Source organism: Anaerocolumna chitinilytica (assembly GCF_014218355.1).
GTDB lineage: Bacteria > Bacillota > Clostridia > Lachnospirales > Lachnospiraceae > Anaerocolumna > Anaerocolumna chitinilytica.
Map to the genome: position 1 here is coordinate 4,027,241 of NZ_AP023368.1, position 14,321 is coordinate 4,041,561.

General features: G+C 36.9%; 12 protein-coding genes. 2 read left to right on the plus strand and 10 right to left on the minus strand.

All coding sequences use genetic code 11. The features are described from left to right. Positions 1–32: 32 nt before the first annotated feature. The 4 genes from bsdcttw_RS17460 to bsdcttw_RS17475 form a co-directional block, all read right to left on the minus strand. Positions 33–911, minus strand: coding sequence for a carbohydrate ABC transporter permease (locus tag bsdcttw_RS17460; RefSeq protein WP_185256106.1), 879 nt, complete (start codon positions 909–911; stop codon positions 33–35). A gap of 12 nt (positions 912–923) precedes the next feature. Then, on the minus strand, positions 924–1,841 hold the full coding sequence (locus bsdcttw_RS17465) for a carbohydrate ABC transporter permease (RefSeq protein ID WP_225903694.1): 918 nt from the start codon (positions 1,839–1,841) through the stop codon (positions 924–926). A 92-nt stretch (positions 1,842–1,933) separates the two neighbouring features. Further along, the gene (locus tag bsdcttw_RS17470) at positions 1,934–3,406 is read right to left on the minus strand and encodes an ABC transporter substrate-binding protein (RefSeq protein ID WP_185256108.1); all 1,473 of its coding nucleotides are present in this window, start codon (positions 3,404–3,406) and stop codon (positions 1,934–1,936) included. A 326-nt stretch (positions 3,407–3,732) separates the two neighbouring features. Further along, positions 3,733–4,563: an undecaprenyl-diphosphate phosphatase gene (locus tag bsdcttw_RS17475; protein ID WP_185256109.1), complete on the minus strand. Its 831-nt coding sequence runs from the start codon at positions 4,561–4,563 to the stop codon at positions 3,733–3,735. 374 nt (positions 4,564–4,937) lie between these two features. On the opposite strand from bsdcttw_RS17475, the gene bsdcttw_RS17480 reads away from it, so the two are divergent. After that, complete coding sequence (locus bsdcttw_RS17480; RefSeq protein WP_185256110.1) at positions 4,938–5,807, plus strand: hypothetical protein; 870 nt, start codon at positions 4,938–4,940, stop codon at positions 5,805–5,807. A gap of 9 nt (positions 5,808–5,816) precedes the next feature. Then, positions 5,817–6,080 (plus strand): helix-turn-helix domain-containing protein, encoded by a 264-nt coding sequence (locus tag bsdcttw_RS17485; RefSeq protein WP_185256111.1) that lies wholly within the window; start codon positions 5,817–5,819, stop codon positions 6,078–6,080. 281 nt (positions 6,081–6,361) lie between these two features. On the opposite strand, the gene bsdcttw_RS17490 is transcribed toward bsdcttw_RS17485, so the two are convergent. From bsdcttw_RS17490 to bsdcttw_RS17515, 6 genes are all read right to left on the minus strand, one after another. Then, entirely contained in the window at positions 6,362–7,864 is a 1,503-nt protein-coding gene (locus tag bsdcttw_RS17490; RefSeq protein WP_185256112.1) for a DUF3878 family protein, read from the minus strand. Between the two features lie 61 nt (positions 7,865–7,925). After that, entirely contained in the window at positions 7,926–8,447 is a 522-nt protein-coding gene (locus bsdcttw_RS17495) for a YcxB family protein (protein WP_185256113.1), read from the minus strand. A 169-nt stretch (positions 8,448–8,616) separates the two neighbouring features. Then, entirely contained in the window at positions 8,617–9,816 is a 1,200-nt protein-coding gene (locus bsdcttw_RS17500; RefSeq protein WP_185256114.1) for a hypothetical protein, read from the minus strand. A 57-nt stretch (positions 9,817–9,873) separates the two neighbouring features. Next, a complete protein-coding gene (locus bsdcttw_RS17505) occupies positions 9,874–10,380 on the minus strand; it encodes an SF0329 family protein (protein ID WP_185256115.1) in 507 nt (168 codons plus the stop codon). Positions 10,381–10,614: 234 nt separating this feature from the next. Further along, complete coding sequence (locus bsdcttw_RS17510) at positions 10,615–13,254, minus strand: ComEC/Rec2 family competence protein (protein WP_185256116.1); 2,640 nt, start codon at positions 13,252–13,254, stop codon at positions 10,615–10,617. A gap of 2 nt (positions 13,255–13,256) precedes the next feature. Then, the gene (locus tag bsdcttw_RS17515; protein WP_185256117.1) at positions 13,257–14,216 is read right to left on the minus strand and encodes a GerMN domain-containing protein; all 960 of its coding nucleotides are present in this window, start codon (positions 14,214–14,216) and stop codon (positions 13,257–13,259) included. Between the last annotated feature and the right edge of the window lie 105 nt (positions 14,217–14,321).

Below are 14,321 nucleotides of genomic sequence, written 5' to 3' on the forward strand. Positions count from 1 at the left end.
AACGTATGAGTGAAAGTGCTATTCTTTCCCTCTTAGCCCTTTAATGCTCCTGCTGCTGCACCTTCTGTTATTTGCTTCTGGAATATCGTAAATAAAATAATAGGAGGTATAATAGAAAATGCCACCGCTCTTAGAACATCAACATCAGTGGCTGTGGAAGTTCTAAACATAAACAAACGTACCATAACTGTCTCTTTTCCGGACCCATTCAATATCAGATAAGGTAATAGGAAATCAGACCAGGCAGCATTAATTGCAAAGATAACTACTACCATAACAATAGACTTTGACAGCGGAAGTACAATACTTGCAAAGGTCTTCAGATATCCGCATCCGTCCAATTTAGCCGCCTCAATTAATTCCTTAGGCAAACTTTCAAAAAACTGCTTAAATAATACTACGTAAAACGCATTGGCACCAAAGGAAAGCCATAGCGGTAAAAATGATTGATTCAAGCCAATTCTGTTAATGTTTACAAACAGCGCAACAACGCTTGTTGTAGCAGGAATTAATAAGCTCCACATAACCAGTCCAAAAACTATTTTATGTCCCTTTGGCTTTAGAATTCCGATAACATAAGCAATGAGTCCGTTGAATATAACGGCACTTACTACACTGCCCCCAACAGAAATAAATGAATTCATATAATATCTTGCGAATTTTAAACTTTTCCAGGTCTTTACATAGTTGTCAAAATTAAAACTTGACGGTATAATAGTCGCACTCCTTCTGAACTCTCTGATATCCTTAAAACTTGCGAGAAAAACCCATACAGGAGGAAACAAGGATACTACAATAATTGCAAAGCAAATAATATAAATCGCAATAACTAATGCTTTGGCGCGTTTGGAATGAAGGTCATAGAAACGGACAACGCCGTCTTCTTTTTTTCTGTAATTATCAAAGAACATTCAAACACCCCCTTAATTTTCTTTGGAAGCGGTAATCTTAAAATATAGGCCGCTTAATATAATCAACACGATACTCATCATAACAGACAAAGCTGCTGCCATTGGATAATTGTAATCTCGGAAAGCGTAGTTGTATACCAACTGCATAACGGAGATACTGGCATTGTTTGGTCCGCCGTTGGTCATAACCAGTGGTTCGTAGATTATCTGGAACACAGAGATTATTTGCAGGATAAGTAAAGTCTTGCCCAGAGAAAAGATGCTGGGGACTGTAATGTATCGCATTCTACTTAATATACCCGCGCCGTCTATGGTTGCTGCTTCATATAGCTCGGGGTTAATGTTAGAGATACCCGCCATATAGATTAAGGCGGTAGAACCTGCTCCCTTCCAAGTCATCGCAGCTACGATAAGAGGGATGGTCCATTTCGGATTGGTTAGCCAGATCTGGGGTGCTACCCCGATTTTATCAAGTAATATGTTCAAAACGCCTGTGTTTCCGGGACGAAAAAAGAATCCCCACATAAGTACAGTAGCAAGTCCCGGCATAATATTAGGGAAATATACCCCTATTCTGAAAAAACTTTTGAAATGAGTTGTTTCCGTTATCAGTACTGCCATGATAATGGGAACAATAAATCCAATAATCAAAGACCATAAAATATAAACAAATGTGTTTGAGAATGCCGCAAGAAAATCCGGATGTTTTAATACTTTAATATAATTGGTAAGACCAACAAACTTCTCCAGACGAATTCCTTTTGCAGTGTAAAGGGAGAGTCGGATACTTTCAACCAATGGCTCCCACACAAAAAATGCAAATAACAGGATTGTTGGCAGCATGATAAGCCATCCTGTTAAATCTTTTCTTTTTATCCTACTAGTAGTCTTTGGTGCCTTATTTGCTATGTCATTTTTCGTTTCAGCCACGCTATCTGCCCTCCTTGTAATCATTTTGTCTTATCAGAGCTGATGGGCATCTCATTTAAGATCCCCATCAGCTTATGAAAAATATTTAATTATTATTTATTAACGTTTTCGTCAAGAAGCTTCTGATAGTTATCATTAGCTGTCTTCATAAGAGAAGCAACATCAGCGTTCTTGTCAGTAATAACTGCCTGAAGAACCTTTGTAAGTTCTGAATATAAATCCTGTGCAGAACCGGGCTCTTCTAATCTTAAGTTGCCATCAGTCTTAATGATGTTGAAGTAATCATTGTAAAGGTTCATGTCAACATTGCTGTATTCTTTCTGAACAGCGCTTTCAGCATCAAGAACCTTCTGATCAACCCAGCAAGGGAAACGAGGAATTACAGGAACTCCGCTGTCTTTTTTACTCTGAGCGCCAGCTTTCATACCAGCAATTGCTTCATCGGTAGCAACAGGTGCTTTACCCATAACTTCAAGATAATCAAGAGCTGCATTGATCTGATCAGGAGTAGCATCCTTGGAGAACATGTAAGGAGTACCGCCGGATAAAGAGTACTGTCCGCCAGGACCTGCAGGCAGGGGCACTAAAGCTAACTTGTCAGCAGGAAGTCCGTTAACCTGTGTAGGCTGGTCTACTGCATCATTGGCTGCTATATACATAGCGGCTGTACCTGTTCCTAAGTTTACAAAACCAGTTCCCCAATCTTCATTGGTAGGATCTGCTGTAAGTACATCATACTGCCATTTTAAAGATTTTACATATTCCATTGCTTTAATAGCCTCAGGAGTATTTACATTAGCAACGAATTTACCATCTTTTTCAAGAGTTAAAGTAGCACCGAAATCCCATGCAAGGTTGCTGAAATGCCAGCCGCCTGCATTATCTTTAGCTAAAAGGCAAAGACCAGCCTGACCTGTTTTATCTTTGATAGTTTTAGCAGTCTGTGCTAACTCATCCCAAGTCTTAGGATACTTCGGATATCCTTTTTCATCAACTAAACCAGCTTCTTCAAAAAGTTCGGTATTTAACATAAGACCAAGAGCATATCCATCACGGGGAATACCATAGATCTTACCATCTTTAGACAACAGGTTAAGGATAGATGGATTCATCGCTGTATCCCAGCCTCTTGCTTTTAATTCATCGGTAATATCAGCAACGAAACCACCGTTGATAAGCTTCTGAGGTTCTGTATACCATGTTTCAAAAATGGTAGGAAGGTTTCCTGATTCTGCAAGAGAAACGAATGTATCTGTTGCATATTTGTAATAAGCAGGAACTACTTCTACATTGGGATGTGTCTCATTGAAAGTCTTTACATAGCCTTCATGAAGCTTAATATCATCTGTCTTTGTATCTTCAGGCCAAATACCAAGTTTTAATTGGATCTTCTCAGCAGGAGTATCTGTTGCTGCTTCCGTAGGAGTTGTTTCTTCTGTAGCTGTCGGTGTTGCGTCATTGGCGCTTGTATTAGCTGTGCTGTTATTCTTCTTGCAGCCAACAAGCATGGTTGCGATTAATAAAAAGCACATAAGCATACTTACAAGTCTTTTAGTTTTTTTCATAAATCTTCCCCTTCCTTATAATTAGGTTCTTATATAGTTTTACGTTAAACCTCTTATGTAAATTAACTTCGTGTTGTTCGTTTAACGTTAAACTAATTATAACAGTTGTATAATTTGTTGTCAATAGGTTTTAAATATATTTTTCTATTGTATATATTGTATGTTGATACTTCTCTGAATAAAGGAAGGTATACTGCATAATTACAATGTATTCCTTACTTTCAACAGCCTAAGCTCTTTTCCGCTTCCAACAAAAAAAGGACTGTTTTCTCAGATAAATGGTCATATGAACCATCACCCTTCAAAACAGTCCTTACTCTTCGCTCTTAATGCACTACCAGGAAATAAATCACAACTAAGATACCCAGTACTATACGATATATACCAAAAGCTTTGAAATCATGTTTCTTAATATATCCCATAAGGAATTTAATTGCCAGTATGGATACGATAAAAGCACTTAGCATACCAAGGATCATTACCAAGACTTCGTTTGTTGTATAGTTCAAGCCAAACTTCAACATTTTGATAAGACTGGCACCAAACATAACCGGAATTGCTAAAAAGAAAGTAAATTCAGCCGCTACTGATCTTGATACACCAATCAATATTGCTCCAAGAATGGTTGCCCCTGATCTGGAAGTTCCAGGTATCAAGGATAACACTTGAAAAATACCAATTATAATCGCAGTCTGATAAGTAATTTCCGCAAGGCTTGTTATTCTGAAATTCCCTCTGCTATTACGTTTTTCAATGAAGATGAAAAGAACACCATAAACAATCAGCGTAATTGCCACTGTTATGTAGTTGTAAAACAAAGCATCAATTTTATCATCATAGAGTATGCCGATTACCCCTGCAGGAAGCACTGCTACGACAATTTTAAACCACATATTCATAATATCCCATTTAATGAAGGGCTTATTTTTATTCTTTAGTTGAAAAGGGAATATTTTATTCCAATAGAGAACAAGGACCGCTAAAATTGCTCCTAGCTGAATAACCACACGGAACATTTCCATAAATTCCTTGCTTACCTTTAAAGGCATTAACTGCTCCACTAAAATCATATGCCCTGTGCTGCTGATAGGAAGCCATTCTGTAATACCTTCCACAATCCCGTAAAAAATAACTTTTAAAATCTCAAAAAAATCCATTTCTTAACCTTACCTTGCCTTCCTCCTTATTTGGACTCTTACATATAAGTCAGTCCATATGATAGTCTGGTATATTATAGCATATATTAATCCATTCTAACAGGGTTAAGTATTGAAATTATTCTTAATACTTTTTAAGTTTTTACTTAATATTATCGCTAGAGAACTATACACTTTAGGCAGTCCTTCATAAGTTTTCTTCTCTTTATATATCTGCTCTAATAATCCAGTAACTTCCTGTATAAGTAATTCTTATATCACCAATTATTGTATTTTTATATTTTAAGTGATATTATAAATAGTATGTAATAAGTAGTAAGTGATAAGTAAGCACCATATATTTACTATAAAATCATGGGCAATGGAGGATTTTAATGAATTTAACATTAGCAGAACGTTTTACACTTATAAGCTTTAACGGCAGAGAAAGTGAACACAGGGAAGCAGCGAAACAAAGCATATTAAAGATATTAGCTGTTGCTATCTACTTAGAAGAACACTACAACAGTACTTCTGATATATGGACTTTTAGTAAGGAAGCTATTAAGTCCGCCATTAAAGGTGCCAATAAAAAAACATTGGAACGTACCTACTTCGAACGCTTGCAAAATTACCAGTTGATATCAAAAGTAAATAGTTTACTGGGCTGTGACTTATATTACGATAAAAATATTCAATTAAAAGTCTATGTCAGCAATTCAAAAGAGTTTGATTGCCAACTAGATCAATTAAAAGCAGAATTTCTGGAAGAGGGGCCAATTACAGATGACAGCATTATACTGGTGTGGCTGCTCTTAGAGTCTTTAACTTTCTTCCAGGTCTTCTCCTGCTCAGAACAAGATAAGATTTTCAAGAAAATGACAAGACTCCGTGAGGAAAGTGAACTGGCCAAAAGACTCTATCCCATTGAACTGCGTTCCCTTTGGGGTACTCTATCAGCCGGCTTTCTCCTTATGAAAAGTCAAGCTGCTGCTACTGAAACGGGAAAAGGGTTGAACTATATCTTCCCGTTCTTTGAAAGGAAATATTCCGTATTTATCGATACAGAAAGTTACCTCCCCAATGCAGAAACACGGCTTAAGAATGTATTGGATAGAATAGCTGCTCAGGGGCATGTTTACGAAGTACTACGTGGGGGAGCTGTCCCAATTGTTAAAATAGATAATGTTAAATATGAGCTTCTTCCAAGTGCTGTCGGAAAATATCCGGTACACGGCGTAAGATTACGACTTTATAACCTGTAAGGAGTAAATATGTCCAGACAACGAACACTTGAAAAAATAGCGGATTCGGAATATGTAACAATTGGTGAATTAGCCCGTCTTTCGAATACCAGATACAGTACCCTCAAATTCTATACAGAGGAAGGGATGCTGCCCTTTGAACAGGCAGATACCAATCTTACCCGAAGATATAAAAGAGTAGAAGCCTTATGCCGTATTGAGGAAATCAGAGAGATGCGTCAAAGCGGTAAAACCATACCGGAGATTAAAGCACTTTACAATACAACCAGTTAATTCTTTGTAAATGATTTATTTTTTTATATTCTACTTTTTACCAATCTCCCATCTGTAATTACTGTACAGCCCCGCTCTCCTTCGTTTGCAGAATTACATTTTTGCTATTCGTAAGTCGGTCTAATGTTTCCTTATGGGGATGTCCATAGGAATTCATTAGGGTGACTATATTGGATACAAATTAGCGATAAACACGGTATTCTCTTAACGATGAACACGGACACGGTGCAACGATAATGCACCATGTCCGTGTCTATTTTTGTATCCGTAATCGTACTAATTTACCCTCTTTTACGACCAATCAATGATAATACAAGCATTGTTAGACCGAAACTGGCACCACAAGTCACAAATATCCAGTGCCAGGGAGTTTCACGTATTAATGCCCAAGTGCGAGGCCAGCTCCCCGTAAATATCAAACCAGCTGCAGTTTCCATCAGAATAAAGCCAACACACATCACGGTACCAAAAAAACAACCACCGAACAACCACAGCAATAACAGAATATGTCCGGCTTCAATGGGTAACGGATTATAAGACAAATATTTTTTTCGTTCCTTTTGAGTAAGCCTCGCACATTGAGCGACCCGAGATGCGATTTCCACAACCTTAAAGTTTTCCTCCTCTAAAGATAAGCCCTCCATTTCCCAGTAGGCTGTACTTAATACTACTCTTCCGCGTCTTCTATTCTTGTCAATAAAAAAACCGCTGTCAGCTGACAAAGTTGAAAAGAGGTCAATTTGCTCTCTTTTTAAAAATACAGTCCCGACGATACACTGTACTGATAATTCGCCATTTACATATTTCTCGTAGCAATCTATATAGCTTGCCATGTGTTTTTTATTCCATAAAGCAACCAATTGTCCGGCAATGTATAAATAGTGAAGACCTCTCAATGTAGACATTTTCCTGAAATACGGGTAATCGCCCTGAAAACCCTGAGACAGAAAAAATGTTGTAATATTTTCTCGCGTTTGCTCAGCAAAAAAATCGTTGCCACAGCTATTAATCTTATAAGGATATAGAGCGGTGGAGCTTTTTATTTCATTTAAGATCATACGATAGACTGGTTCTGCTCCAACGCGCACCATTACTTTTTTCAGTTTTTTCGAAATAGACTTTTCTTTTTTGCGATCGGCTAATCTCAAGTATTGTCTTGCCAACGAAACAATATTGCTTGCATTTGCCCTTTCAGCATAGGAGATAAAAATATCTGTGCCTGCTTTACTGCCGCCTGCATCTGTCATTATACCAAAAAATTGGGTCAGTAGCGCAAATTCCGCCAAAGGTAAGAGCCTCATTTCTTCCTCGCTCAAAAACTCCGTTCCAATCCGCTCCCTTTTACTTTTCATTTCACATAAAAAATTCGCGACCGCTCTCCATGGTTCATAACCGTAAATTATATTTTTTGTATAATTAAAGCATCTAATCTCAGCATTTACCGTTGAAAATTGCAACTTACAACATATCTGGTTTCCTGCTTCATTATCCTGAATAAATTCCAGGCAGTAACTATTTCCATCTTCGTACAATTCGAAAGCATATGGATACAAAGAAATATCGAAGCCTTTCGAAAATTTAGCATTATAAAAAAGTAGCCATTGCTCAAACGCTTCACTAGAATCTACGGATAAAGTTACCACACCGTCTTCATACTGGAATAAATCGAACCCAAACATATACTCACAATCAAGAATTTTTTTCAATGCTACTTTAATAGAATCATCTAATTTCTTATTATATTTTTCTAAGAATTTGTTATCGTAATAAATATATTCTTTCATTATTTTGCTCCACAGGTGGAAGACAACCTCTTCCATGTGAGATCATTTCCGGGAAGTAACTTCATGACTTCCCTATTTTAAATCTCTCCAGCTCTTTTAAGAAGTTTTCCTTTTCGTCGCTACTTTCAAATATCCGCACAGGAAAGATGTAAGCAACATGCGGGTTAATATAAATAAAGATATGCTGATCTGTTTCTAATATATTTTCAATTCGCTTACATTTAAACTCATTATTTTTTGTAAATTCAACTACTCCATCTTCAGTTATTTTAAATATATGTTTCCCAAAGTTATCATCAGCATTTCCTTCATTAAGTAACTTAGTAGTTCTATTAATAACTCTCCTTTTAACCTGTTTGGGATAAAAAATAGCCCATAATATATATACAATAGTGTATACAATATACCATTCCATTACTGATATATCACTTGTATTAGCAAATATTGGTGGAAAAATAAAAAATATTAATGGTGTAATAAATCTCCGTATCATCACAGATCGTTTTAAAGTAGGTGATGTATTAATATGGTTTAGGTTAAAATCAATATAGTCTTGCTTGTTTAATTCATATTCGTATGTCATTATCGCTCTCCATGATTGTGGGAATGTAGATACTGTTTTTAAAAAATGCTATAATAATTATGCTAATTCGTTATTTAAATAATTCAAATATTTTTGATTACTTCAAATCTAATAGATTACTTACAATTTCAAAAAGTAAAATATTGCTACGCAATACAGTGAATTATATTTATTTTAAATAATAGTCTTTATCTAAAAGCAAATCATCAATTTGGGGATTATGTTTACTTGTTCTCTCCCATTTAGCATTGTAATTATCTATATAGGCCTCCTTTGAACCGTCTGGATACCATGCATTCCAGACTACTTGGTTCTCGAATCTCTGCATGGGAATGATAGCTACAGTGATATCAAGGATTTGCTTATCATCTCCATGCGGTACAAATCGCACGCCAAAACTACGTGCATTCTGCTCATCATCAAGTTTTTTGCCTTTAAGGCCACCGTTAACTTTTTCGGGTATTTCAAATTCAGGACATTCAGCATAATAAGCAAATGTGCCGTCTTTTAGCTGCACTTTATTTAAATTTAAGGGAATACTTAATATCTCGTTCCAAGCTTTTTTGTTTTTAATATCGTAGTGATATAATTCGACATTTGAAAAAGTGATCATATCATCTTTTACATAGTTTCCGATAAAATAGACAGCAAGTCCTTTCGAAGCTTTTCCATGATTGATACATGACACAATGCTTGGGTGATCTACGAATGCCGGTGTCAGCGAATAGGTTTTATGTTGAAGATTCACTGGCTCATGATCGGCATTGGGAATATTTGATTCAGGCTTTGCAAAACTGAATTTATAAGTTACTACCACATCTTCGAGTTCGCTGAACAGAATGTTTAGATCTTGAGCATGAAAGCCAAGGAATTCTCCCATCGGAAGCAGAGCATCTTCAGCAAATACATATTTACGTTCGCAGATTTCTTTAAAAGATATATTCTTTGCCTTTTCAACCGCATAAGGTTCCCATGCAGAATAATTCACCACCGGTAAAGAAATATCGTCATATGGGTGACCAATGATTGCATAAGCATCAGGATTCTTCGCTGAGTTGATGAGGTGTAGTAGTAAAAAATCGCTGTCAAAACAGGAAGTGCACAAAGCTGGACTTTTGAATATTGTGGATAGCTGAACCCCATACTTATCCAGTGTATCAGGATCGCCGTCATAAGCATCAGAATACAATGTCATCCATTTGGAATTGATATCAACCTTAACGGCAAATGTCAATACTGCGTTCGTATTGTTTGGCAAAATTTCATATCCTTTTTCCTTCATTAATGCTTTTAGGCATTTTCTTATATAATCCTCTGAATAGTTTTTTTTATCTTTTATTATGCTTATGCTAATGAATGTGCTACCCATTAATATTCTCCTTGATTTTCCCAGCCTGCATGGCCTTAAACTAGCTTATTCTGAGCTTTATAGCATGTTTTCTGATTCAAGCCTTAATTTATAGAAATATTGTAACCACTCAGGCATAGCGGAAACAGTAATCTTTATTTTTTGTAGGGTTCTTTTGCCTATTCGTCTATCTAAAATAGCAAGCATTTTAACGAGAAGATCTTCCGAATTAAGTGAATCATGAATAGATTGTCCTAAATAGGCATCAACTGATCTTCCGAAATCATATGGTCTGAAATCTCCTCTTGCATGGTACTCTTGAATAACTTCCTCAGTGACTTGATACAAACTTTTGTCACAGTCTTCATATCGCTCATATGCATCTGTATATATTTTATTTTCGTTTTGAAATGGCATATTGACGACTTCTTGATTATCAACCAATACACAGATTCGACCTTTCTCATCATGTGCATGACGATATCGTGTAGCAAAATATCTAACACGTCCTTTTAACGAATCACAGAGAAAGTCATTCTCAAGGATATGACGTGTTTTAGTCCATGGAATTTTTATAGTAATCACCTCGTAAAATCTAAATAATATCCGTACACAGTCGCTTATTTTATTATTTTATAACATATATTATTAAAATACTAATGTTATATTCTTGAAACTGAACTAACACATTACATAGCAAATAGCACCTAGCAGATTGTTAGATGTTACTTTCTTTCATATGAAGGCAGCTTAAAAGAGAATCAGAATTTATCAAAGATATCAAAAAAATACTAATAATTTAAAGAGATTATGACCTCTTTATCTATTATATTCTAAAATCTTTATCGACCTCCCATCTGTAATTACTGTAACAGCCCCGCTCTCCTTCGTTTGCAGAATTACACTTTTGCTATTCGTAAGTCGGTCTATCGTTTCCTTATGGGGATGTCCATAGGAATTATCCACACCGCAGGAGATAATGGCAAGAGCAGGGGCTGCCGCATCCAGGAACTCATTGCCGGTTGAATATTTCGAACCGTGATGGGCTACCTTTAAGATATCATACCGAAGAGGTATTATTCCTCCTCTCCCCTTTTCCTCCTCTATCTCCTCTGTAACAATCTTCTCTCCCATTCCTTCCAAATCTCCGGTAAACAAAAGGTCAAAATCCAGATAATGAAGGCTTAACACAATAGAGTGACTATTGGTATCCGAAGCTTCTCCCGAAGCCTGAAGCAATTCTTTGTCCGGCCATAAACAATTTAGGTATACATTTGCATTCTTCATGGTATCCCCTCTGTTTAATACAGACACCTTGACTCCTTTCTCTTTCGCTGCCTTTATCAGATCAAGATAAGAATCCCCAGTGAAAGAAACATTGGGAAGTATCAGGTTTCTTATCCTGATATCTCCCTTATAATCCGCCTGCAGGAATTCAAGAATTCCGGAATAATGATCACTGTCACCATGAGTAATGACTGCATAATCAATATTCTTTACTCCTTTATACTTTAAAAATGGTTCCAATCGGTATTTTCCAAGATTCTTCACATCCGAACTGCCTCCGTCTATGAACATATTGGTACCATCCGGCAATTTTAAGAATATACCGTCTCCCTGCCCGACGTCCATAAAAGTTATCTCCAGATTCTTAGCCCTGAAAGGTACCAATAATATAACGATTGATAGTAAAAGTAATAAACTATTTCTTCTTCCTTTCTTCCTATTACATTGTACAAAGAAAAAAAGTATTATATAAAAGATTATTACAGCTAACAACTCCGGCTTTCCTATGAGAAGGCTGTTACCAGGAAGTTTTACACCTATTCTGCAAACCGCCTCGTAGAATTCCAGGATATAATTTACACTGCCAATCATGAAAGCTCCTGCCGGTATCCAGATGCAGCCGGCCAATACTGCAATAAACGCTAGTATTGTCAGTAAAGATGAGATGGGAATGATTAAAATATTAATAAACAGTGAATAGATGGGAATTTCATAGAAAAACCATACCAGAATCGGAAGAAGCATAAGCTGAGCGCTAAAACTTGAAAGAAATGTCTGCATTAGAATATTGCCTGTTGTACTGCATATTGATTCGAAATATCCCCTTTTCTTGGTATTTGTTTTCTGACTGTTAAACTTACCCTTTTGTTCCTGCTCACCTTTTTGCTCCTGCTCACCTTTTTGCTCCTGCTCACCTTTTTGCTCCTGCTTGCCTTTCTGCTCCTGCTTGCCTTTCTGCTCCTGCTTGCCTTTCTGTTCCTGCTCACCTTTCTGCTCCTGCTTGCCTTTCTGTTCCTGCTTACCTATCTGCTCCTGCTTACCTTTCTGTTCCTGCTCACCTTTTATTACAGATATAGCATTCTTTAATGCAGGATAAACTGCTGCAATCCCTATGACCGCGCCAAATGATAAAAGAAATCCGGCACTCATTATTTCAAGGGGGCTTTGCATCAGTATAATGAGTGCACTAAAAGCAGTACCTGAGAGCAAATCGTAAGTTCTTCCAGCCAGAACTGCTGCCATGTACACCGCCATCATAACAACCGCCCGATTCGTAGAGACACCAAAACCGGTTAATATGCCATAGGAATATAGGAAAAAGACTGTCACCGCTGTAGATGCAAACAGAGGGAGTCGAAGGCGCCGCAATATCTTATAAAGAGTAAGACCTAAGAGAGAAATATGTAAACCTGAGATAGCAAGAATATGAGTAATTCCGTTTTTTCGGTAAAGTTCTTTTATATCAGCATCCAGGTTATTTGTATCTCCTAACATCATAGCTGTTAGAATACCTGCATTTTTACCGGAAAGAAGTCTATCGTATATGGCAGTTAATCTTTTTCTGATTGTATATAGGGTTTGATGATAAGAATCGATATTAGAATTTATGACTGTTATAGAATCTGCATAGAATTTATAATGATATTTCTTTGTTTTATAATAGAAGTATTCGTCAAACTGACCTGGATTGGATGCTTTTGTGAACTTAATTACTTTTCCCGTTACCCTGACTGTATTACCAGTATATAGACCTTTTTTATCATCCACATAAACTAAAAGTTTAAGGCCTGAATAACTGGATTTATAATCTAGTGTAAGAGCAGCTCCTGTTATGGTAACTCTGATATAGTTATCCGTTTCCTCTATAAGGCTGATTTTCCCCTGGGCTGTGGCATTTTGTTTAAGCTTAAAATCTTTATCTGCCTTAGGAATCAAAAGTACATGTTCCAGCTGCAAGTACCCGACCAGGAACAAAACCGGCAGCAGCAGGAGAAAGAAATAATTTATAAGCCTGTATCTGCGCTTTGCAGGATATAATATCCAACCCATTACCCCAAGTAATACAATGATACTTATGAACACGCTAATAACAAATGGTAAGTTTGCCGCATAGATAGCAAGCCCTGCTATATATGCGGCAAGTAACCATAAAAAAGGTCTCTTTATCCCCATTATTATTTATCTCCGCTTATTAAATCCAGATTACGCTCAAATAGACCATCAAAGGGAATATCCTCTTGAAATGTCTTTTTGGTCGAGCCATCAATGGTAAACTGGACTTTGTTGATTGTTGAAAGTTCATCCAGGGAATTAACAACAGAATAAAGTACAACTTCCGGCTTCACACCTGACACTTTATTTAGGAATTTCTCATTGAAGTCAACATAACAGATTCCATCCTTGGTGGAGACCTTTAGCAGCTGCGTGCCGTCTGGAACACTTTTTTTCATATTAGCTTCCACCGGTCCGCTAATTAGTGCCCCTATAATTGTTTTTTCTATTGGCTGCATATTACCGTCGTAGGATACCTTTAAGTTACTTGGTACAAGTCTGTCTCCCTTTTCATTGGCATAATAAACTGTTATATAGACATCCTCCGCACTGCTGCCGTCAATAAAATCATCCGAATTCTTAAAACCTTCCGGATTTCCATTCAGGCCATTTAAAGGCTGTCCTCCTACATAAAAAGCAACATCATCCACCCCATCAATCTGGCAAAGGGTCTTTATAATACATGCTCTGGCCAATACTTCGGTCACTCCGGTAAGATTGCTGTATGCTGAATTAAAATAAAGACTCAGACCACTTTCACTAAATACTGCCTTTTCCACATAAGTTCCGTCCGGTATCGCTCTCTTTAGGGTAATATCATCAGGCTCTGTGGATAACGCTTGCAAATATTCTTTTACAAGCTTTTCTTTTGTCTTTTCTGTCGGTGTATATTTTACTTTCACTATTTGGGTTTCAGCCTGGTCAATACAATAGACAAAAGGACCTTTTTCATCTTTAGAAGAATCTTTTTGCTTTACGCTGCACCCTCCTATCACAAAAACACCAAACAGCAGCAAAAGAAAGGTTAGGGTAAGCTTTTTCTCTATTCTGTTTTCATGTAATTTCCGAATAAGCTCTTGCATTTTATCTATTACTTGCTGTGAAACACAGCATCCTCTCATTCATTATTGGCTGTAAGCCATGTATTTACAAAACAACACATGTCTGCAACGAGGATTTCGCAGTTA